This is a genomic window from Nesterenkonia sandarakina (assembly GCF_013410215.1).
GTDB classification, from domain to species: domain Bacteria; phylum Actinomycetota; class Actinomycetes; order Actinomycetales; family Micrococcaceae; genus Nesterenkonia; species Nesterenkonia sandarakina.
On sequence record NZ_JACCFQ010000001.1, the window covers coordinates 2,658,106 to 2,680,797 of the forward strand.

A 22,692-nucleotide genomic window follows, 5' to 3' on the forward strand; every position below is an offset into this window, starting at 1 on the left:
GGACTCACACTCCGCCGGTCGCGGCGGGGCTCTCCTGGGGCTGGAAGTCCTCGAGCCGATCCCCGAGACCGAACATCGACGCGATCGCCGCGACGGTGCGCTCGGCCGCGTGGCCATCACCGTAGGGGTTCACCGCATTGGCCATGGCCGCGTAGGCGTCCGCGTCGTCGAAGAGCGTCGCGACCTCTTCGACCACCCGTTCTTCGGCGGTGCCGATCAGGCGCACGGTCCCGGCGTCGACGGCTTCTGGACGCTCGGTGTTCTCCCGCATCACCAGCACCGGCTTGCCCAGCGACGGGGCCTCCTCCTGCACGCCGCCGGAGTCGGTGAGCACTACGGTGGCCAGGTTCATCAGCCGGGTGAACTCCCCGTAGGGCAGCGGCTCCGTGACGATCACGTTCTCGTGACCGGCAAGTGCGGGAAGGATCGCTTCGCGGACCACCGGGTTGCGGTGCGCCGGGAGCACGATCAGCTTCTCCGGATAGCGATCTGCGAGTCGGGCCAGGGCCCGGCCCACGCCCTCCATCGCGGAGCCCTGGTTCTCCCGGCGGTGGGTGGTCACCAGCAGCACCTCGCGGCCGGAGGCGGCGGCGTCCTCGAGCTGCGGATCCGCGAAGGGCACGTGTTTGCTGGCCACCTCGAGCAGCGCATCGATCACCGTGTTGCCGGTGACCACGATGTCCTCGGCCGGCAGCGCCTCGCGCAGCAGGTTCGCCCGGGACTGCGCAGTGGGAGCCAGGTGCAGCGCCGTGATCTGACTCGTCATCTTCCGGTTCGCCTCTTCCGGGAACGGCGAGTAGAGGTTGAAGGAGCGCAGCCCGGCCTCGGCGTGGATCACCGGGATCCCGGAATAGAACGCCGCCATCGCCCCGGCGGTGGTGGTCGTGGTGTCACCCTGGACGACGACGGCGTCAGGCTTGTGCTCCGCGAAGAGCGCGTCCAGGCCGGTGACCGTGCGGGTGAGCACGCCGTTGAGCGTCTGCCGCGGCTGAATGATGTTCAAGTCGTGGTCCGGCACGATCCCGAAGAGCTCATTGACCTGGTCCAGCATCTCGCGGTGCTGCCCGGTCACGGTGACCTCACACTCGAAGAGATCGCTGGCCTGCAGCGCCTTGACGATCGGGGCCATCTTGATGGCTTCGGGACGAGTCCCGTAGATGGGCATGATTCGCTTCATCGCCTCTGACAATCCCTTCATACGCCCGATATCTGCCACCAAGCCTAGCTCCCCGCTCCGACATGGGGCCGGACTGACACCCAGGTACCGTGGTCCTGAGCGATTGTGCCGGTAAACTTCAGCACCGTGTCAGCATCGGGACCGAGATCGATGCAGGAAAGGGATTGATTTTGCGTTCAGGTTCGACGCGTTCGCTGCGTGGTCTTCGTCAACGACTCACGCGGACCCACAAGGCCGCGATCGGGGTCTTCATCGTTGTTGCGACGCTCAGCACGGCGGCTGCCGTTCTGCAGTGGTGGCCGGTCGTCGTCGTCGGGATCTCAGCGATGCTGCTGCTCTCGCTGGGGGTCTCCATCTATGGGTTCAGCAGCGTTTCCCGACGGCTGCTCGCCCAGACCAGCGACATCTCCCGGCAGCTGCGCAGGGACCGCAAGGCTCAGACTCTCGTCACTCCGGCCGTCTCCGGCAAACACGACTCCACCACAGGGTATTGGGCGCAGCAGGTTCGCTCGGTCAAGGGGCAGCTTTCCTGGTTCACCACACTGGCCATCCGCAACCGGTTGATCGGAGCACGCGATGTCCTGGCGCACGCTGCCACCAACGGCCACCACGACTTCACCCAGTTGGGTGATCTCCTGGAATCCTGGCGCATCCCGATGTACCGGGAGAGGGCCGAGAGGGAGCTCATCGGCAACACCTGGAAGCCGGGGCTGATCAACCTCGCCCGCGTGCTGTATTCCCAGCGCGACACCGAGATGGACCTGCTGGATGCCTTGAGCATCTACGAGCTGCTGCACCATGAGCACGGTCCGAAGGTCCTCTCCGGAGTAGATCGCTCATATTACGCCGACCTGCTGACCTGGAAGAAGCGCTTCCCTGAAGCGATCGAGGTGCTGGAGTCAGCACCTGCTCAGGGTGCCGACCGTCACTACGGCCAGGGCTTCCTGAGGCTCAACGCCATCAACCCCAACGTGACCTCGGACCCGCGACGTCGATTCGAATGGCTCGAGTCCATCAACACGCTGCTCAGCGAGAGCGGGCTCAGCCCCATCGAGGTGAAGAATCCCGACTCTCCCTCATTCTTCGAGCTCACCGCTGAGACTCCGCAGGCGGCGATTCCGCTCAACGAGCAGCCCCTGGTCAGCGTCATCATGCCGATCTACGAGCCCGATGACTCCACCGACCTCGCCATTGACTCCCTGCTGCGGCAGAGTTGGCGAAACCTGGAGATCATCGTCATCGACGATGCCTCCCCCACACATGACCGCAACGGGGTTCCCACCGGATATCGAGACCGGTTGCAGAACTGGGCCGAGAGAGATGACCGAGTCCGGCTGGTGTTCTGTGAGACGAACCGTGGCGCCTACGCCGTGCGCAACGACGGCTACGACCTCGCCCAGGGCCTCTTCGTCACGATCGCGGACAAGGACGACTGGCACCACCCGCAGAAGATCGAGCTGCAGGCGACTGAACTGCTCAGCGACAGCTCCGTCAAGGCGAACCTCGGCAACTGGGTGCGCGTGAGTGAAGATCTCGAATTCCTGCTCCGGTGGGGTCCCGACCGTGTGGTCCACCCGAGCTTCGCGTCGCTGATGTTCCGCCGAGAGGAGATCCAGCAGACCCTGGGCTATTGGGACACCGTGCGCAAATCCGGCGACGGCGAATTCAAGTTCCGCTTCCAGCTCGTCTACGGCGTGGACCTGCAGCCGACGATCAAAGCACCGCTCGCCTTCTCCCTGATGGGCAGCGGGAACCTCACAAGCTCGGATCTGGGACTGGGCTTCCGTCACGACGACCGGCATGCCTACCAGCGCGCATACCGGGACTGGCATCGGAAGATCGAACGCGGTGAAGCCACCCCCTATATGCCGAAGCACCCCGAGGTTCGGCCCTTCGTCGCACCCCCGAGCTTCCTGCCTGAGAAACCCTCAGAACCTGCGGACTATGACGTCATCTACCTCTCGGAGTTCGGCTTCGAAGCTGGCAACTCCAGCGTGCTGCTCCAGGAGATCACGACCTGCCTGGATGCCGGCCTGAAGGTCGGTGTGATCCCGATCGAGAATGGCCTCATCCCCTCCGCATCGAAGCGCCACTTCGTTCCCGCACTGGAACGCCTCGTCCTCGACGGACGAGTCGATCGGCTTGCTGTGGCGCAGTCCGCGCGCACGAAGCTGCTCCTGATCCGGTGGCCGGCATGCATGCAGCTGGCACTTGGAACCCGCTCGAAGCTGGTTGCCGAGCGGGTACTCGTGGTGGCCAACCACATGCCCTATGAACTTGCCGGCGATCGCCGCAGCTACGATGTGCGAGCAGTCACCCGCAACGTCTCGGCGACGTTCGGGGCAGCCCCCGAGTGGGCAGCGGAGAGTGAACGGCTGCGCGAATACATCCAGGACCTCGTTCCTTCCGGCCAGCTCGCCCCGGGCGCCTGGAAGGGCATCACCGTCCCGCTCGAACTCGAAGCACGCAGCACCAGGCTCCCGTCTGAAGAACGAACCCCAGTGATCGGGCGTCACGGACGGGATCATCCGGGCAAGTGGCCTTCGACGAAGTCGGACTTCCTCAAGACCTACCCGGTCGACGGCTCAGTCGAGGTCGCGATCCTTGGCGGCGCAGGCACACCCATCAAGGCCGGCTGGCTGCCCGAGGAGCTTCCGCCGAGCTGGACGGTGCACCCCTTCAACGGCATCGAGGTATCGGATTACCTGCGCAGCCTCGACTTCTTCGTGTACTACCACAGCGACGACCTCGTCGAAGCCTTCGGGATGGCGATTCTCGAGGCGATGAACCACGGCGTCGTCTGCGTGCTCCCGCCACATTTCGAGCCGGTCTTCGGAGAGGGCGCCGTCTACGCGACGCCGCGAAACGTGCAGGCCACGATCAGCGGGCTCTGGGACCCCCAGCGCTACGAGGAGCAGCGCCAGAAGGGTCTAGATTTCGTGCGCGAGGAGTGCAGTCCCTCCGCGTACATCGCTCGGCTTCGGTCGTACGGGATCGATCCTGCGTAGCTCCAGTGTGGAGCGTCAGCCTGACCTGCCCCAAGCTGCCCAGGCACGCCCTTCTGCCACGGACCAGCGCCTGACGCACAATCTTCCCGAACGCCGCTACCGCCCAGAACTCCACGGGGTGCGTGGTCTCGCGATCCTGGGTGTGGTGCTGTTCCATCTCTTCGGGGCTGGGCGGGTCTCCGGTGGCATCGACATCTTCCTCGCGGTGTCGGGGTTCCTGTTCACCGGTATGCTGCTGCGCGAGTCTGCCGTCGGGGCGGGCCCCATCAATATCGTGCGGTATCTGGCTCGCATCGCGCGACGGCTCTTGCCAGCTGCTGCGATGGTCATCGCCACGACTCTGGCCGTCGGGCTCTATCTGTTCCCCAGTACGCGACATGAACAGCTCTGGACTGAGGCCCGGGCCTCGTTCCTGTACTTCGAGAACATCGAGCTGATCAACTCACAGCTGGCCTATGGTGCCGCTGGGCTTGGGACCAGCCCGTTCCAGCACTTCTGGTCACTCAGCGTCCAGGGGCAGTTCTACCTGGTCTGGCCTGTTGTCGCCGTGGTGTCCGTGCTGCTTGCCCGCAGGCTCAGGAGGCCTGCCGCGCACGTGATGACGCTCCTAGTCATACTCATCATCGCCGCATCTTTCGTCTTCACGCTCTACATGCAGACGATGGATCAGGACCAGGCCTATCTCATGACGCGCACGCGATTCTGGGAGCTGGCGTTCGGCGGGCTTCTGGCTCTCGTCGCCTCGTCGATCGCGTTGCCTTCACGACTGAGGTTCCTCGCGGGATGGATGGGGGTCGGACTGATCGTCACCTGCGGCTTCCTCCTTGATGGCGCCTCATTGTTCCCGGGGCCCTGGGCACTGTGGCCGTTGGCCGGGCTCACATTGGTGATGCTCTCGGCCAACAGCGGCCTAGGTCTGAATGAGTCCAGAGCCAGCGCTGCGGCGTTCCTCTCCCACGGCTTCTTTGCATGGATCGGCAACGTGGCGTACGGGCTCTATCTCTGGCACTGGCCGCTGTTGATCTTCTATCTCGAGGCGCAAGACCGAGAAGCGATCGACGTGCAAGGCGCCGCGGCGGTGTTCGCTGTCTCACTGCTGCTGGCCTGGGTGACTTACCGGTGGGTCGAGCAGCCGATGAACCGGACAAAAGTCGGGGTAAAGGCACAGCTCGCGGCCACTGCAGCGGTGCTGACGGTCGTCGGAATTGCATCATCGCTGGTCATGACCCAGCTCGCACCCGCGATCCCAGAAGGCTACGCCATGACGGGTGTAGATCGGAGCGCTTACCCAGGTGCCGCGGCGCTGGAGGGCGGACAGCGCTTGAACGATGACGGGGATGTGTTTCCGGAACCGCACGAGCTGGGCGCGAGCGAACCGATGTTTGCGACCTGGGGCTGCGAACAGACCAACCTGGATGAACCAGGCTCGGATGAAGTGCTGGTCTGCGAGGATCCAGATCCACCCGCGGAACCGGCCGCGACTATCATGCTGACCGGAGGGTCACACTCTGCCCACTGGTACAACGCACTCGCTCTCCTGGCAGAGGAACACCACTGGGAGCTCATCGTGGCAAATAAGTCTGGGTGCAGACTTCGAGACGCTGAGGATGAAGACCGGGACAACTGTGTGAGGTGGAACGAGAACCTACCCTCCGTCGTGACGGAGTATCGACCCGACGTGGTGATATCCACTGGGACGGCCTTGTACCGCAGCGGGAGCGAGGAGCAGATCACCCCCGGTGCGGAGAATCGCTGGCACGAGATTGTGGAGACCGGTGCTGAACTTCTTCTCATCCGGGGAACAGCACGTCCAGACGAGAACGTGCCCGACTGCCTCGCCGCTGGCGGAACTTCAGAGAGCTGCGGCGTGGACCACAGCATCTATGCCGAGCAGGATCTCCTTGCCGAGATCACTCGGACCGAATCCATCTATTCGATCGACATGACGGACTACATCTGCCCTGAGGGGGCATGCCCAGCAGTCATCGGCAACGTCGGTGTCTACCGAGACGACAGTCATTTGAGTTCCCACTACGTGGAGACGCTGGCTCCCTACCTCGATGAGCGGATCAGAGCAGAGCTGCCCCACTTGTACCGCTGACGGCAGGAGGGGCGGTCCATCAGGCCAGGATTCCTCGTCTCAGCACGCCGAGTCGGCTGAGTCCCTCGTCCTCCTGCACGAGCTCCGCGAACTCGCTGCGCCAGGATTCGAGTATCTCGACCTCACCCGAGCGGTGCATATCATCCAAGACGATTGTGGCTTGATCTGACAGCTTGTCCCGAAGCGCTGGAACAGCAGGGAAACGAGCCCTGGGCCCGGTGGATTTGGGCGGACCATCAACGATCAGGAGATCTATGCCTGAAAGATCAGACGATGCGCCCTGGGCGTACCACTCGAACGTCTGACCGTCGATCTGGACGGGCTCGAGGGGTGCCACTCGGAGGTCCACAACATCTTCCAACCCGTGTCGCCGCAGCGCGGCCTTCGTCTGCTGCGCGTAACCCTCCAGGTGATCCAGCGAGACCAGTTCGATACCGAGTTCACGGCACAGATAGGCGATCCAGATCGTCGACGTGCCGCTTCCGAGCTCCAGAATCCGCTGTGGTCGTTTAGAACGTATGAGGTGCAGCAGATGTAGCATCGCCGGAGCATCCAAGGCGTAGTTGCCGGTCGGAGGCATGGGCGCACGCTGGTCGGTCGCTTCACCGGCGAAGAGCTGGAAGAGCGCCTCAACCTGCCGCACCACATCACGGGTTTCTCGGGGGCCTTGGCTGATCAGTTTCTTCGCCGAATCCTCCATCGAAAGCCGGGATGTCTCGGTGCCAGCAAGAATCCTTCTCTCCGCCTCTTCGAGCCGCACACGCAGCGCCCGTATACGATCGACGTCCCCGGCTGACTTCGCGATGCGCGCTTCGTTCTTGGTGTTGGTCGATTTGACGTCTTTCCGCATGATCGCGAGCGTCTCTTCGATCTTGTGCTGTCGGGACGAGACCTTGGCCAGTTCCCGGTTCGACTTCTCATCCGCACGTTTAGTCGCAGTGGAAGATCGCCGGACTTCTCGCAGGACTGCATACTGCACGCGCAGAACCAGCACACTCAGGGCGCCAAGCGTCAGAAGAACGGTGAGAGCAGACACCATCAATCCTGTCTCATCTACTGCTAGCAGGACCACGGCGACTGCTGCCGCCACGACGGCCGCTGTGACGATCGCCTGTTTTCTAGACATTCCCAGCAACGAATTCTCCACTCTTGTCCGAGGACTCTTCAATCGATACGACGGATTGGATCAGTTGCACAAAATCTGTGTTGTGGATGAGGTTTCCGCGAACGAGCTCCGCGGCCCGCTGACGGTGCGCGTTCATGGTCGCCGGAGATCGCCAGAACGAGCGAATCCTCGCAGACACCTGCGCAGGTTTCGCGTATACCGCCGCGTCGCCCAGCATAGGCCGGAAGGGCTCCGGAAGAATCGCGATGCAGCCGCTCGCGATCGCCTCTATGACCTCTCTGACTTCACGCGGACCGGCTCTGGTGAACGTCGGCACGTAGAAGTCAACCGCGTTCAAGAACGCTCGAACGGGTAAGTCCTTTGCAGGGAAGGCCACCCAGGATTTTGGCAGTGCCTCCACCTCCAAGACGTCGAGCACTTCGCTGACGCCACCGCGGATCCACACATCTTCGGCACTACTCAGAGGCCAGAGCTCGTTGACCGTCTTTGGATCCTCGGGCCATGCCTGATCCAGAACTCGAGCGTGGCGGCCGATGACAGGATGTTCACTCAACCTGCGTTGCGGTCTGCTGTTCCACAGCTTATTCGAGAGCGCATACGGAACCGTCTGATCCATGACCGAGACACCCTGGTTGCGCACAATGGCCAGCGCTGGCAGCCCCGCCCGGGTGGCCGACCAGATCGGCTCCACGTTGAAAAGCGTGCGTGCATTCTCTGTGCAGGAAACGGCGTCGTAGCCGCGAACTTCTTCTGCGGCCGGGCTCTCGTCTATGAGCAGCATCACCCGCCGGATGACAAGATGGCACGGCTCGGCCGGTAGGAACTGGAGAACTCTCGGGTCCCTCACGACGAGAAGACCCACAGCCGCCGCCTCGTCGAAACGCAGCAGACTCCATTTCCTTGCGTTGATCCCGTCCTGGAGCTGAGCCGCGAAGGGACCCATACGTTCACCGCAGTACTTCCAGGAATCCATGTGCACCACCCCCACGCGAAGTCCTGCGGCGGCCAGCAGCTCCAGCTCGTCCAGGGCCGCGCGTTGCACGCCTTCGTCGCCTCGCCAGTCAGCAAGGTAGGCGACATCGACCTGCGGAGGGTCGGGCTGCACCAGCTGGAAGCGACCGGGTATGGATACTTCCAATTCCTCCAAAGACGTTCCCGGGGTGACGCGGAGGCTTCCGCCGGCGGCCGAGGCCACGGCATGCCAACGAGCATAGGAGCGCCGATATCCCATCCTGCTGGGGTGGGACCATCCCGGGAGATAGTCTCCCCGGGACAACGAGTTCGGCAGCACGCGGATGAGGTAGAGAGGAGCCATCAGTCTGCCGACCGGTTGGGAGGACGCCGCTGAGATGCGCATTCTGAACTCGGAGTCTGCCGCCTTTCGAGCGGGCATGTACCCACCGACTCGAGCAGCAGCGACGCGTCGGACCATGAGGCTGACTTCGCAGGGCCTCCTGGGGTCTCTTCCTCGCCACGTCATGACGAGGTCCTCGTCCATCTTGAGCGCAGAAGTGATCACGCCAGGGACATCGGGGTTCTCCTCGAGGTACTCCACCTGAGCCTGGAGTCGCTCGGGGTGGGACCAGTCATCCGAGTCCTGTCCAGCGATGAACTTTCCGGAGGCGATCCGCATGGCTTCGTTCCGCGCAACGTATGTTCCCCCGTTGCTGGTCAGACGAACAACCCGCAGGCGGTCATCTAGAGCTTCCACCTCATCGAGGACGGACTGGAACTCTTCGGGTGACGCGTCATCGACGACGATGAGCTCAAGCCTGCGCCAGGTCTGCGCCAGAATCGAGTTCACTGCGGCGAGCAAGGTATGCCGTTCTGGTTTGAAGGTGGTCATGATCACCGACACCAGGGGTGATTCCGCATCTGTTCCGCAGGGATCAGCCGCCTCCTGCCCTTCAAGACGATCGAAGGGCTGAGAGGACCCCTCGGCGACGCTCACCTGAAGCCACCCACCTCGGAGGAAGGGCCGGTTGAACTCCTCGACCCAGTTCTCGTACAGGTTCGGGTCCGCACGCAGGAACGGGTTCTGAAGATCGCACTTGATATACCCCTGCGTCGCACGCCGCAGATCAAGGTTCTCGTGAAGTCGTTGTTCCGCCTCCTCGAACTCTCTTCGTTCCATCAGCAGCTGGATCTCCAGCACGTGGAACCGCCGATAAGGCTGGGATCGCCACAGGGACCTGTTGGCATGACGCAGCGCTGCCAGTGCGAACTCGGAATCGTCCTCGTAGAGGTCTTGGAGACCGGACACACGCGCAAGCTTCGCGAGCCAGAGCGGATCTAGACCACGAAAATCTGAGTCCAGCACCCGTCGATGGACCTCCTGCCAGGTATAGCTCCCACCGCTGGCGGCATACGCGAAGATCTCCCGCATATCCGGTGATCTGGCCTGGAGCGCGGCGCTCTCCGCCACGATCCCCAGCCTCCTGGCGTCGGCGACGTATTCCTCGAGGAGGTCAGCGGGCAATGTGCTCATCAGCGGGCAGCTCCAGCGCAGGATTCAGCGGGCGTAAAGATCAAAGATGCCTGGTACGCAGCAACGTGGACCATCGGGCCTGGCAAGCGGTCCATTAGAGCTTGTACACACCTTCCTGGCCGGCCACGGCGCCGCGGGTGTCGAACAGCGTTTTGGACAGCCGAGCCACGTGGTCCATGTCGTAGCTGGCGTGTGCCTGAAGCAGCAGAACCAGGTCGGCCTCCTCCAGGGCGGCATCGAGGTCGGGGACTCGGGAGATGCGCTCACCTGCAACATCCCACTCCTTTACCAGCGGATCATGGAAGGAAACCTCGGCGTTGCGCGCACGAAGGATCTCCACAAGCGGCAGTGCAGGAGATTCACGCTGATCGGCGATATTGGGCTTATAGGTGATCCCAAGGATGAGAATCTTGGACCCGTTCAGAGGCTTGCGCTGGTCATTCAGCAGTTCGGAGACTCGGCCCACGACGTACTGGGGCATTGAGTTGTTGATCTCCTGAGCAAGTTCAACGAAACGGAACTGGTAGCCGAGCGTCTTCTTGACCTGGAAGCTGAGATAGTTCGGGTCGATCGGGATGCAGTGCCCTCCGACACCCGGACCGGGTGTGAACTTCTGGAATCCGAACGGCTTGCTGGCTGCCCCGCGGATGACCTCCCAGATATCAATGTCGAGGTCGTGGCAGAAACGTGCCATCTCGTTGACCAGGGCGATGTTCACATGACGGTAGGTGTTCTCGAGCAGCTTGGCTGTCTCGGCTTCCTTCGCGCCTGCGAGCGGGACCACGGTGTCTACGAATCCCTCGTAGAAGCGAGTGGCTTTCTCGGTGGCCTCCGGGGTGAGCCCTCCGACCAGCTTCGGTGTGTTCCGGATGCCGAACTCGGCGGAGCCGGGATCCACTCGTTCTGGCGAGAAGGCGAGGAAGAAGTCCTCCCCGTGCACGCGTCCTCCACTTTCAAGGATCGGCAACACCACGTCCTCGGTTGTGCCCGGGTAAGTGGTCGATTCGAGCACCACAGTAGCTCCGGGCTTCAACTCCACCGCGAGAGCACGTGCAGCGGCCTCCACAGCCCGAAGGTCAGGGCCTCCGCCGTCGTCAAGGGGAGTGGGAACTGCGATGATGGCGAAGTCGGCGGCGCCGAGTACGGCCGTATCGGCGGAAGCTTCATAGCCTGCTGCCAGCATCGACTTGAGCTGGTCGTCACTGAGATCATCGATATGTGACTGGCCGTTGTTTATCGTCTCGACTCGAGCGGGATTAATTTCGAAGCCATAGACCTTTGCTCCGCTTTCGACCACCGCCTCGGCCAGGGGCAGACCCACGTACCCCTGTCCCAGCACGACGACGACGTCGCGTCCTTCTGTTGAATTCATTGCAGCTCTTCCAATTCGGGGTAGGTGTCGGATTCGAGTGCCGGGACCAAAGATCCGGCGACACCGCAGACTTGAAATTCTATAAAGGACTAACGCCATTCTCGGGCTGAAATCGCCGAGCCTTGCTGATCTCGTTCAGGAAACGTCGAGTGCTCCCGGGCCGCGATCACCATGAGAATCAGCAGCGCACCACTGGGAGCATCGCCCCATCCGTCTCGTCCAATTATCGGGATGATGCATATTTGTTTTGTCCTGCGCTTCGGGATACATCCAGGCGAAGTCAGCGTCGCCGTAGAGGGTTCCGAACGGACGTCCCAGCATCAGATCTCGTTCGAGAGCCGCGGCGGCGTTCACCCAGGCCTGACCCATCAGCTGATCATGGTCCTGCGTGTAGCTCTGCTTGCCTCCGCTGGGCACAGAAGTCAGCTCGCCCAGGACTGGCCCATTGCGGGTGGCGTACATGTCTACGCGAATGAAGGGCAGTCCGACGGCGCATGAGAGATGCCGCGCGGCCTCGACCAGCTCTGGAAGCTGCCTCGGCGCATCGATCCCAGTGTCATACCGGAGCCCCCGACGGATCTCATCGAATGGCTCTCCGTCCGCGTCGAAGAAGCGACTCGAGAAGTTCTGGCGCACCATATTGCCGTCGCTGGAGGACCTCATCACGTAGACCTGCAACACCTGCCCGTACGCGCAATAGAGCTTCACGTCCTCAGGGATGGTCCACCCACTGGGGCTCTCCAGGAACTCCTCCGCAAAGAAGGGAGCGCGGGCTCTGCCCAAGGGTCCCAGGACCTCCGGAGGTGGAACGTCGCCGGTGAAGCGGATTCCGCCGTCCAAGGATCGCCATCCATCGCTGGTGCGCTCAAGCGGAAAGACTCCCTGGGCGCTGTGGCCACCATCTCCCTTGAGCACGATGCGCTCCGAGGAGACTTCGCTGAGCGTGACCTCGTTCGCGACGCTCCATACACCCGAGATCCTAGGCGTGCGGACCCCGTGGCTTTGAGCGAGGGAGTAGTTGCGCAGCTTGTAGGGGACCTGCGCCATCGGGCTGTGGCTGCGGTCGCCGAGCCTGAGCGCTGCCTTGTGCTGGGCCGCGTATGCAGAGAGAAGTGCCTCGAAGGAGGGAGCACGACGTCGCAGCCGTTCCTCCCGGGACAGCTGCTCGGCCGCTTTCAGCTCCTCTGAGAGGCGCGCCGCTCGAGACACCGCCTCGGCCGTCCCGCCGCGACTTCTCGCAACCTGATCGCGCGCGTCGTCCAGCTGCTGCGTCAACTTCCTGCGCTCGGCCTCTACGCCGGCGAGTCTGGTTTCCAGGAATTCAAGCTTGCGGTCTCGCCAGGAGATTCCTGGGACTCGTTGCAGCATCTGGCTGCGCAGGTTCTTCATATGCTCCCTAGGCTCTCTGGATGAACTGATCGACGATCCCCCGGGCGAGGTTCCGCGAGGCGCCGAAGGTCGGGTAGAGGTGTAGGTGCTGACTGGCCCGGTCATTGACTCCGATGACGACGCCCGTCGAGGACGAGATCCTGGGCACCGAGATGTCGATGCCAGCTGCAAACATGGCAGGAATGGCCCATCGGGCTTCGACCGCGAGCTCCCGGATAGCCGGGTCCAGCCGGTCGGTGACATCCAGGCTGAGCCCACCACGCTGCACGCTCGGCCCCTCTTGAAGTCGGCATACCTGGCCCTGCGTCAGGATTGTCTCCGGGGTGAGTTCGAGTCGTCTGAGGCGTCCTTCCATGACACTCTCTCGCGGTGTCAGACGCCTGAGCAGCACGTGCCGGTCTCGCCAAGTGTTCAGCTCCTCGATGAGCTCACCCAACGAGTGAATCCCGTCCCCCACGACGAACATCGGCAGTCGGACCACCGCTCCGAGGACGCTCTCTCCCGTCACGAACACCCGAAGCGCGAGTCCGGCGTCATGCGGCTCCACCAGTATCTGGTCACCAGACTCCCCTGCCGGTGACGCTGGATCCCAGGGACGCGGCGGTTCGGCTTTGGTCGCGGCAGCCACCGCCGAGCGCCAAGCGGCGCGAAAACGACTCTCGTCGTGGACTTCGGTGGAGACGCCTGCGCCTGAGGTACGCCCGTTGGGCTTGACCACGGCGGGACCCTGAAGCGACTTGGCGTACGCCAAAGCGCCATCCCCGTCCCCGGCTGCGAAGACGCGTCCGTCAGGCACCGGAAGCCCGGCACTCGCGAGATGCTGTTTGACAGAGCTCTTCGTGAGCAGTATTCGCTCGGCCAGGTCACTGGTCAGCGAAGTCGCATCTCCGTCCCGGCCGCCGATGACCTTACCCTCCCGGGTATATATTCGGCATCGGTCACTCACCTTGGCTCCCTTGACACCGCGACTCTTCAGCGGCGTCCAGAAGATTCCCGACGTGTCCAAGGTCTTGGTCGGGCGATTGACCGCGGAGAGTCTCGGCAGGATCTCGTCTGCGATGACCGTCTCCAATGGACTGTGTCCAGCTGCGCCTGACGCGGCCACGAAAGCGGGCCAGGACAGTGCGGGCTCATCGGTGAGGGTCTCGGGCATGGGCTCCATGCTAGTTGCCTGAGCGCCTGAGACCGGGAACCGGCTCAGTGTCTCCGGCCAGGGAATCCAAAGCGGCGCTTCCACGAAGGCCGCTCTTCGGCTCCATCAGCAGCAGGCACCAGTTCGGGAGATCCGTTCTGCTGCGCCTGCGAGGAATTCTGGGCGGACAATGCCCGGACCAGGAGGGCCGCCGTGTGCCGTGGCCTGCCGTAGGCCGGGGCGTCGTGGACCAGAAGATTGGGGCTCGTATTGACCTCGATGACGCTCGCACTGTGCGCGGTCCGCAGGTCCGGCATCAGTACATCGACGCCGGCGAAGTTCAGTCCAGGGACCGCCGCGGCGGCGGCTTCCGCCAGCGCGAGTGCATCTGCGGGGATCGTGTCTGTGAGATCCACAGCCACACCGCCCTGCGACAGGTTGGCGGTCCCATTGAGGAACTGTACGCTTCCAGCGGCTGGCACATCACTGAGGGCGGCATGACAGCGCTGGAGATAACGGTCGTCCACCTTCAGCGCTCGGTCCCTGAGGTACACATGTCCTTCCCGGGCGAGCTGCAACTGGTCGATCAGTTCCTGGATAGAGCGTTCGCCGTCGCCTATGACGAAGGGCGGGATCCTTGTCGCCGCAGCCACCGCACGACCGGCGACGATGAGAATACGTACATCCACCCCGGGCACTTCTTCTTCGATGAGGACGCGCCCGCTCTTGGAGTGTTCCATCGCGCGGGCCCACGCGGTTGAGAGATCTTCCGGGGTGACGACTCCGGTGGTGATGCCAAGCCCCTGACGCCCGTCCGCGGGTTTGACCACCTGGCGCCTGCGCGCTTGCGCCTCAAGGTAGGCCAGGGACGGGGTCCAGTCCGATGCCCCGAACTGTTTCGCTGGCGGAGTCGGCAGCCCCGCCCGGCACAGGACAGATTTGGTGAGGTTCTTCGAGGCTGCGACCAGCTGTGCGAAGCTGCTGTTCATCGAAGGAGTCGCGCCCATGAGACCACCGACGCAGCGCCCGCCATCGAAGAGCAGCACGTTCTTGCCCGAGCGCTGGGAGACGAGACCTTGTTCGGCTGCGGCCGCAAGAATCGCTTCCGTGTGGGCCAGCGGCTGTCCACCTTCACTGAACTGCAGCCATCGATCCCGAAGGTGCTCCTCCACGAAGGTCACGTTGACCGACTCGGGGGTCGCTCCTTCGATGTCAGTTGCGTGATCCATATCATCCCTCCTGAGGATCGTTGCCGGTGCAGACTCCGTGAGCTGGGTCCGGTTCAATCGATGAGTCTTGATGAACGCTGTCTGGACGCAGTCGTCAGTCTCTGCGGAACCGAAGTTCGTCTCCTTGCCGGAGCTCTTCTTCCATGTGGGAGGAGAGAGAGCGGGCATAGGTCGCCGTGAGATGATGCGAGTCCCTGTAGACCAGGACCGAACCGATGATCGGCGCACACTGCTGCTCCGGGCAGATCGCCTCGTTGAGATCCACGGGAGTCGCCCCGCTGGACTCCGCGGCCGCTCTCTGTTGGCCATAGCCGCTCGCGTCGATCGCCTGTTCACGGTCAACGGCGCACTCCTGAAGCTGTTCAGGGTGCTCTGCGACGCATTCGGGAAGGTCAATCTGGATTCGGGGAGCATCCAGCAGCACGGTCACCGGGATGGCGGCCTCTTCCAGATCCCGCCACACCTGCGAGTACCCATCTTCCACGCTCCCCGTAGGCACAGACTCCGGTGCGTCTTCCGCGGGGTTGTACCGAGATGCGCTCACGATGACGTGGTCCAGGTCGGAATGTTCGCGCAGCGTCTCCATCATCCGCTGTCCCCACTCATGACACTCCTCATAGAAGCCCTCTTCACCTGCCAGGGCAACCCCATTCAGTGAACATGCAGATTTCGTGTAGGTCTCCAGTCGCCAGCCGTTCGTCTCCGCTATCGGCAAGAGTCCGGGCAGCCAATGCGCGGCGTGGGAATCGCCGACCAGTGCAACGACATAGTCGGAGTCTGCGTCACCGAAGACACATGGTTCTACGCCAACTTCGCTCTGTTCTTGGTGGCACCCGCCGTCGTATAACGAGGGGATGTCGTCGACAGCCTCCTCGACACGGGGCTCGAAGGAATCCACTGCGCTGACCACCGCTCCCGCCGAGCTATCTGTCCGCAACGCTTCGGCCCCGAGCGCGGGGGAAGAACCTTCTGCGTCGTCGTCGCTCAATGAGCTCACTGCCACCAGGAGCGCGACGCCGAGCGCGGCAGACGCGAGCATCATGGCGAGGCCCACCTTGATGGCCCGCCAGGGCTTGCTCGCCACGTAATTCCACTGCCTGAATGGGGTCTCGATATAGGTGTAGCTCAACCACGCAGGAACCAGCGCGAAGACGAGGATCAGGAGCCCATACCGGAATCGCAGCTCATCCCCCAGCAGCTGCGTGCCTAGGACGATCAACGGCCAGTGCCACAGGTAGAGCGAGTAGGACACGTCTCCCACCCAGGTCATGGGTTTGAGCACAAGAAGCTTCGCGGCCCCCGACTCGGCGCGTCCTGCCATCCCCCCGACGATGACCGCTGCGGCACCCAACGTCGGCAGCATGGCCGCGATCCCGGGGAAAGGCGTGGCGCTCGAATACACCACCGCCGCAGTGCCGATGCACAACAGGCCACCGAGCTGCAGGCCGGAGCGCACCTGCGAGGGAAGACGTTCCAGGTAGACCGCGAAGACCGCGATGCCCGCCCCGATGCCGAGCTCCCACAGGCGAGTGGTGGTCACAAAATAGGCGCGTGCCGGTTCAGCGGCGGTCCAGTAGACGGACCAGGCGAGCGAAGGCAGGATCATCAGGGCAACGCCGAGCTCCAGCGATCTGCGGATTCTTCGCTGATCCAGCTCTGAGGACTGCGGCAGTGCGCTCACATCACGAAGCTTCTTGACTGCGAAGAGCAGGCCCACGATCAGCAACGGCCAGAGGATGTAGAACTGCTCCTCCACCGCAAGGGTCCAGAAGTGCTGCAGCGGGCTGGCCACGGTTTCCGCATTGAGGTAATCGGTGTTGGCCGCGAACACCCAGTTCGCGTAGTAGAGGGCGCTCCCGATGAGATCGTGTCCGATGTCCTCCCAACGGGTTCTGGGAAGGATCAGCAGTGTCGCGATTGCGGTGAACACGAGAACGACGGTCGCTGCTGGCAGGATCCGACGGATACGACGCGCGTAGAAGTCCGCAAGATCGACACGACCGGTCTCGATGCTCTGACGCAGAAGCATGCCCGTTATGAGGAACCCGGAGATGACGAAGAAGACGTCTACCCCGACGAAACCTCCTCCGAGAAAGGGAGCGCCGGCGTGGTAAAGCAGGACCAGACAGACGGCGATGGCCCGCAGACCCTGTATGTCGGGCCGATACTTCGAGGGGGCGTGCGCCATTGGTGCGACCGGTGTGATCACGGCTGCGGTCATCGGATTGCTCCTTGAACAAGTTCTAGCAAGAGAGCCTCCGGTCGGCAGGCATCGGTTCGGGTCGCTGCGCCAGGTCCAGCCTGGCGTCCATCGGATAGCCTAAAGCACGATGTCTCGAACGTTCCCCACCCCGCCTCCGCGCGCCTCCAGAGCAGGCGGCCCTGTCGTGGGCGCACTCCCCGAGCGTCGCTACCGCCCCGAGCTGCACGGGCTGCGCGGACTCGCGATCGCCGGCGTCGTGCTGTTCCACCTCTTCGGTGCGGGCCGGGTCTCCGGGGGGATCGACATCTTCCTGGCGGTCTCGGGCTTCCTGTTCACCGCCATGCTGCTGCGCGAGGCCGGCACCACGGGCACGATCGATTTCCTGCGCTACTTCTCACGCCTTGTCAGGCGGATCCTGGCGCCTGCGGCCCTGGTCATCGCGGTCACCACGCTCGTGGGCCTGATGGTGCTGCCGCTGACCCGGCACGCCCAGCTCATCACCGAGGCGCGAGCCTCGCTGCTGTACTTCGAGAACTTCGAGCTGGTCCGCTCCCAGCTCTCCTACGAGGCGGCCGGGGCGGAGACGAGTCCCTTTCAGCATTTCTGGTCCCTCTCCGTCCAGGGGCAGTTCTACCTGATCTGGCCGGCGGTGGCGCTGCTCGCCGTCGGCCTGGCCCGACGATCCCGGCTCTCTCCCACCGCCGCCATGGCGGCCCTGATCGGGCTGCTGATGCTGGCGTCCTTCGTGACGGCCGTGCTGCTGCAGCAGCACAACCAGGCCGAGGCGTACCTGCTCACCCAGACCCGGATCTGGGAGCTCGGTTTCGGCGGCCTGCTCGCCCTGCTGGGAGCAAGGCTCACGCTCCCGCGCCGGCTGCGCACTACTGCTGGCTGGCTGGGCCTCGGGCTGATCATCAGCTGCGGCTTCGCACTGGACGGCGCGGCGCTCTTCCCGGGCCCCTGGGCGCTCTGGCCGCTGGCCGGCATGGCACTGGTCCTCGCCTCGGCCACACCCCAGGAAGCAGGCCAGAGACCAACCCGCCCGGATCCATCTGGGGCGGGTTCAGCACACCACCCTCCTCGGCGCCAGAGTCCAGAAGGTCCCGGCTCTGCGGCCGGTCTGCTGGCCACGGCGCCGTTCACCAGACTCGGTGACATCGCCTACGGCCTCTTCCTCTGGCACTGGCCGCTGCTGATCTTCACACTTGAACTCCGAGGCACCACCGACCTGACCCTGCCCGATGCCGTCCTGGTGCTCGCCTCCTCGCTGCTGCTGGGGTGGCTGACCTTCCGCTTCCTGGAACGTCCCCTGGCCCGCGTGCCGACCACTGCCGCCCGTCCCCAGCCGGGCCGCGCCGGACGCATGACGCTGCGCCTGGCCGCCGGGACACTGGTCATCGGCGGCGTCGGCTCCACGGTCTATGTGCAGATGACCACCGCCCCCCAGCAGGACGGCTTGGCGATGGCGGGGGTGGACCGCGCGCTCTACCCCGGCGCGGACATCATCCGGGCTGAAAGCTCGACCCGCGAGGTCGAGTTCTATCCCGAGCTCAGCGGAATATCGCACCGCGTTCCGGCATACGCCCGGACCGACTGTCATCAGCCCACCGGGGATCAGCCGGGCTCCGGCGAGGTGCTGGTCTGCGAGGATGCCGCCTCCCCCAGCGACCCTGAGGAGACCATCATGCTCGCCGGCGGCTCCCATGCCGGGCACTGGCACAACGCGTGGATCATCCTGGCCGAGAGGCACAACTGGGAAGTCCTCGTGTCCACCAAGGGGGGCTGCGTCTTCCGAGCCAACGACCCGGATAAGCCCTCGACCTGCGACGAATGGAACGACGCGTTCCCCGAGATGCTTCAGGCGCGCGGACCTGACCTGGTGGTCACCCCTGGCACGGCGATCCCCCGGGAGGATGGAGAAGAAGAAGTCCACGACGGCGCGCCGAAGCGTTGGGAGGAGATCACCCGGACCGGGACTGATCTGCTTCTGCTGCGCGGGACCCCGCGAACAGAGTCCAACATCCCGGACTGCCTGGCAGAGGGCGGAGACGAGCTCTCATGCGCCCCGGACGTCGGAAAATACGCAGAGCGTGACCCGTTGAGCCAGCTGGACCTCCCGGAGAACACCTACAGCATGGACCTCACGGAGCACTTCTGCCCCCAGCAGCAATGCTCGGCGATCATCGGCAACGTGCTGGTCTACCGGGACAGTCATCATCTGACCAACGAATACGTCGAGACCATGGTCCCGCATCTGGAGCAGGCGCTGCAGGAATCGCTCCCACACCTCTTCACACCCCAGCCCAGCTAGCCGAACGACACCCGGTGGCACCCATGGACGCTGATAGACTCGCAGGCGCTCAGCCGGTATTCATCCTCCTGCGGATCGAGGGAGGACCGGCAGCGCAAGCGAGACGGCATTCCCGCCGGATCGATGCACCAGGAAGGAAATGACCATGGCCGCACCTGCTCTAGAGCGCGCCGATGAGTCCCCCGAGTCCGGTGAGGCCCGACGGGTTGCCCAGCTTGATGGCAGCAACCTGATCCGGGTCGGCGCGCGTCCCGGCCTCTTCCGCTACATCCGCGAAATCTGGGACTTCCGGCATTTCCTGTACTACGACTCCCACTCGCGGGTCTCCTCCGCCAACAGCTACGACTCGCTGGGCCGAGTGTGGATGATCCTGAACCCGGTCCTCTTCGGGACCGCGTACTTCTTCGTCTTCGGATTGATCCTGCAGACCGGTCGCGGGATCGACAACTTCATCGGCTACCTGATCATCGGCGTGTTCACCTTCCGCTTCTTCACCGCCGCCGTCACCGGCGGCGCGAACGCCATCGCCGGCAACCAGAAGGTCGTCCAGGCGTTCAACTTCCCCCGGGCATGTCTGGTGATCTCCACCACGGTCCGGGAACTCTTCTCCAGCATCCCGATGTTCTTCGTGATGGCCCTTCTGGTCCTGACCATCGGTGACATGCAGCTCGGCGACGCTGAAGAGGTGCCGATCAACCTGACCTGGCACTGGCTGCTCTTCTTCCCCTGCATCCTGCTCGCCCTGATGGTGATGCTGGGGTGGTCCCTGGCCCTGGCGCGCGCGGTCAACGCGCATAACGACATCAAGCATCTGATCAGCTTCAGCACCCGGATCCTGTTCTACACCTCCGCCGTCTTCTTCTCCGCAGATCGCTACTCCGACCTCGGGGTGAACTGGCTGGACACCGTGATGAGCCTGAACCCGCTGTTCTGCGTCCTCGACATCCTGCGCCATGCCTGGCTCTACGACGCCGCCGCCGATCCCTCCCGGTGGATCGTGCTGGGCTCCTGGGCGGCGGGTTCCATGCTCATCGGGTTCCTGATCTTCTGGCACGGTGAAGAGAGCTACGGGAAGGAACGATGAGCACCTCGACGTCCCGCGTCTCGCCCCGGCAATCCGCCTCGGAGTCTGACCTGATCGCAGAAGACCTCGCCATCGCGTTCGACGACGCCGAGCAAGCTCCTCACGACGACGACGGCGACGACCGCTCCTTCACTCAGCCGGCCCCCGTGGTGCACAGGATCGACCCCGAGAACGTGTGCATGGTGGTCGACGATGCCTCGATGACCTACCGAGTGCGCTCCTCCTCGGGGAATCGGGACTCCGGGGGTCGCATCGCGCGCGGCCTCAAGCGGATCACCGGGTCCGGGTGGGCTGAGGTCCATGCCCTCTCCAACCTGAGCTTCATCGTCAATCGGGGTGAATCGGTCGGCGTGATCGGCACCAACGGGTCCGGCAAGTCCACCTTGATGAAGCTGCTCACCGGGAAGGTCCGCCCCACCAGCGGCGAGGTCTACGCGACCTCAACCCCGGTCATGCTCGGGGTCAACGCGGCCCTGGTCAAGGAGATCTCCGGGCGGGAGAACATCCGCCTGGGCTGCCTGGCCATGGGGCTCTCCCCCGAGCAGACCGCGGCGAAGTACGATCAGATCGTCGAGATCTCCGGGCTCTCCGATGCCCTGGAGATGCCGCTGAAGACCTACTCCTCAGGCATGTCCTCACGCCTGCAGTTCGCCATCGCGACGTCCGTGGACCCAGACATCCTGCTGATCGACGAGGCGCTGAACACCGGTGACGCGCAGTTCCGGGCGCGCACCAAGCAGCGCCTGGATGAGGTGCGCGCCAATGCGGGCGCAGTCTTCTTAGTCTCACACTCCCTGGGCACCATCAAGCAGATGTGCACCCGAGTGATCTGGATCGAGCAGGGCGAGATGCTTGCCGACGGGGACCCGCAATGGGTCTGCGAGCAGTACGAGGAGTACACTTCGCACAAGTCCAACGGGCGGATGCGCGCGGCCAAGGTGGTCTACGAGCGCACCCGACTGCAGCTGGATCCGGTGACCATCGATTTCACCGGAGGATCCCGGCCCAAGAAGTAGCGGGTAGGCAGTCATCGCCGCGCCCAGTACAACGGCGGCCCCAGCACAACGGCGGCCCCGGGATCATCATCCCGGGACCGCCGTTGCTGTCTCAGCTCACCTGCTGGGCTGATCAGCCCTGATGAGCCACTGATGTGGTTCAGCCGAACCAGATGCCGATCTCGCGCTCGGCGGACTCCACCGAGTCCGAGCCGTGGACCAGGTTCTTCTGCACCTTCTCGCCCCAGTCCCGGCCGAGGTCTCCGCGGATTGTGCCTGGCGCCGCCGTCGTCGGCTCGGTAGTGCCGGCCAGGGAGCGGAAGCCTTCGATGACCCGCTCGCCCTCCAGGACCGCCGCGACCACCGGGCCGGAGAGCATGAAGTCCACCAGCGGCTGGTAGAACGGCTTGCCCTCATGCTCGGCGTAGTGCTGCGCCAGCTGCTCGGTGCTCGCGCTGAGCTGCTGCAGCGCGGTGACCCGGTAGCCCTTGGCCTCGACGCGCCGCAGGATCTCACCGGTCAGTCCTCGTGCAACACCGTCGGGCTTGACCAGGATCAGGGTACGTTCAGTCATTCTTGTTCTCCTCACTTGTGGGGTTCTCTGCCAGGGCCTCCTCGGCCCGGAATCTGTCGAGCTTCTCATCATCGAGCTGGGCGCCCTTGTTCAACGCGTACCACCAGCAGGCCATGAAGGCCACGCCGGGGATCGCCGCCAGCGGCACGATCAGACCTTCAGCAGTCACCAGCGCCACCGCGATGAAGCCGAAGAGCATCAGGAACTGCAGCACCCAGCCGAGGATGTATCCGCCGGGGCGCTGCAGAACGGCGCAGGTGAGGACCAGCACGACGGCCAGGGCCAGCGATCCGCCGAAGAGCCACCAGGCGTAGGACTCGTTCTGGTTCAGCCCCCAGGCCATCAGGCTGAAGAAGAACATCAGCACCGCCTCCAGGCACAGCACGGTGGAGGCGAAGAGCGTCTTCACCGACCGGGGTGGCTTGACCTGTCCGGGGCGCCATTCGCGCTGTGCGCGGGTCTGTCTGGGCATCCTGTGCTCCTGCCGTGGTTCCGTGCTGGGG

General features: G+C 63.9%; 15 protein-coding genes. 5 read left to right on the top strand and 10 right to left on the bottom strand.

Annotation, left to right across the window (positions count from 1 at the left end):
* Positions 1–4: 4 nt before the first annotated feature.
* On the bottom strand, positions 5–1,177 hold the full coding sequence (wecB, locus tag HNR11_RS12155; protein WP_179442603.1) for a non-hydrolyzing UDP-N-acetylglucosamine 2-epimerase: 1,173 nt from the start codon (positions 1,175–1,177) through the stop codon (positions 5–7).
* A 164-nt stretch (positions 1,178–1,341) separates the two neighbouring features.
* Here wecB and HNR11_RS12160 point away from each other — a divergent pair, with 164 nt between their 5' ends.
* Together HNR11_RS12160 and HNR11_RS12165 are read left to right on the top strand one after the other, a co-directional pair.
* Positions 1,342–4,185 carry a glycosyltransferase gene (locus HNR11_RS12160; protein WP_179442604.1) on the top strand — a complete coding sequence of 948 codons (2,844 nt, stop codon included), beginning with the start codon at positions 1,342–1,344 and terminating at the stop codon, positions 4,183–4,185.
* Positions 4,186–4,192: 7 nt separating this feature from the next.
* Complete coding sequence (locus tag HNR11_RS12165; RefSeq protein WP_179442605.1) at positions 4,193–6,286, top strand: SGNH hydrolase domain-containing protein; 2,094 nt, start codon at positions 4,193–4,195, stop codon at positions 6,284–6,286.
* Between the two features lie 19 nt (positions 6,287–6,305).
* On the opposite strand, the gene HNR11_RS12170 is transcribed toward HNR11_RS12165, so the two are convergent.
* From HNR11_RS12170 to HNR11_RS12200, 7 genes are all read right to left on the bottom strand, one after another.
* The gene (locus HNR11_RS12170) at positions 6,306–7,412 is read right to left on the bottom strand and encodes an O-methyltransferase (RefSeq protein ID WP_179442606.1); all 1,107 of its coding nucleotides are present in this window, start codon (positions 7,410–7,412) and stop codon (positions 6,306–6,308) included.
* Positions 7,405–9,900, bottom strand: coding sequence for a glycosyltransferase family 2 protein (locus HNR11_RS12175; RefSeq protein WP_179442607.1), 2,496 nt, complete (start codon positions 9,898–9,900; stop codon positions 7,405–7,407). Before HNR11_RS12175 ends, HNR11_RS12170 begins: the two co-directional genes overlap by 8 nt.
* A 94-nt stretch (positions 9,901–9,994) precedes the next feature.
* On the bottom strand, positions 9,995–11,272 hold the full coding sequence (locus HNR11_RS12180) for a nucleotide sugar dehydrogenase (protein ID WP_179442608.1): 1,278 nt from the start codon (positions 11,270–11,272) through the stop codon (positions 9,995–9,997).
* 135 nt (positions 11,273–11,407) lie between these two features.
* The gene (locus HNR11_RS12185) at positions 11,408–12,661 is read right to left on the bottom strand and encodes an ATP-grasp fold amidoligase family protein (protein WP_179442609.1); all 1,254 of its coding nucleotides are present in this window, start codon (positions 12,659–12,661) and stop codon (positions 11,408–11,410) included.
* 7 nt (positions 12,662–12,668) lie between these two features.
* Entirely contained in the window at positions 12,669–13,814 is a 1,146-nt protein-coding gene (locus HNR11_RS12190) for a hypothetical protein (RefSeq protein WP_179442610.1), read from the bottom strand.
* 44 nt (positions 13,815–13,858) lie between these two features.
* Positions 13,859–15,079, bottom strand: coding sequence for a hypothetical protein (locus HNR11_RS12195; protein WP_179442611.1), 1,221 nt, complete (start codon positions 15,077–15,079; stop codon positions 13,859–13,861).
* 37 nt (positions 15,080–15,116) lie between these two features.
* Positions 15,117–17,243 carry an acyltransferase family protein gene (locus HNR11_RS12200; protein ID WP_179442612.1) on the bottom strand — a complete coding sequence of 709 codons (2,127 nt, stop codon included), beginning with the start codon at positions 17,241–17,243 and terminating at the stop codon, positions 15,117–15,119.
* 166 nt (positions 17,244–17,409) lie between these two features.
* On the opposite strand from HNR11_RS12200, the gene HNR11_RS12205 reads away from it, so the two are divergent.
* The 3 genes from HNR11_RS12205 (at position 17,410) to HNR11_RS12215 (ending at position 21,636) form a co-directional block, all read left to right on the top strand.
* Positions 17,410–19,536 carry an SGNH hydrolase domain-containing protein gene (locus HNR11_RS12205; protein ID WP_179442613.1) on the top strand — a complete coding sequence of 709 codons (2,127 nt, stop codon included), beginning with the start codon at positions 17,410–17,412 and terminating at the stop codon, positions 19,534–19,536.
* Positions 19,537–19,681: 145 nt separating this feature from the next.
* Entirely contained in the window at positions 19,682–20,620 is a 939-nt protein-coding gene (locus HNR11_RS12210) for an ABC transporter permease (protein WP_179442614.1), read from the top strand.
* On the top strand, positions 20,617–21,636 hold the full coding sequence (locus HNR11_RS12215; RefSeq protein WP_179442615.1) for an ABC transporter ATP-binding protein: 1,020 nt from the start codon (positions 20,617–20,619) through the stop codon (positions 21,634–21,636). The genes HNR11_RS12210 and HNR11_RS12215 overlap by 4 nt, the downstream gene beginning before the upstream one ends.
* Before the next feature lie 139 nt (positions 21,637–21,775).
* Here the strand turns inward: HNR11_RS12215 and ndk are convergent, their stop codons facing one another.
* Both ndk and HNR11_RS12225 read right to left on the bottom strand, forming a co-directional pair.
* Positions 21,776–22,189 carry a nucleoside-diphosphate kinase gene (gene ndk, locus HNR11_RS12220; RefSeq protein ID WP_058889049.1) on the bottom strand — a complete coding sequence of 138 codons (414 nt, stop codon included), beginning with the start codon at positions 22,187–22,189 and terminating at the stop codon, positions 21,776–21,778.
* Positions 22,182–22,661 carry a DUF4233 domain-containing protein gene (locus tag HNR11_RS12225; protein ID WP_058889048.1) on the bottom strand — a complete coding sequence of 160 codons (480 nt, stop codon included), beginning with the start codon at positions 22,659–22,661 and terminating at the stop codon, positions 22,182–22,184. Before HNR11_RS12225 ends, ndk begins: the two co-directional genes overlap by 8 nt.
* Positions 22,662–22,692: the final 31 nt, after the last annotated feature.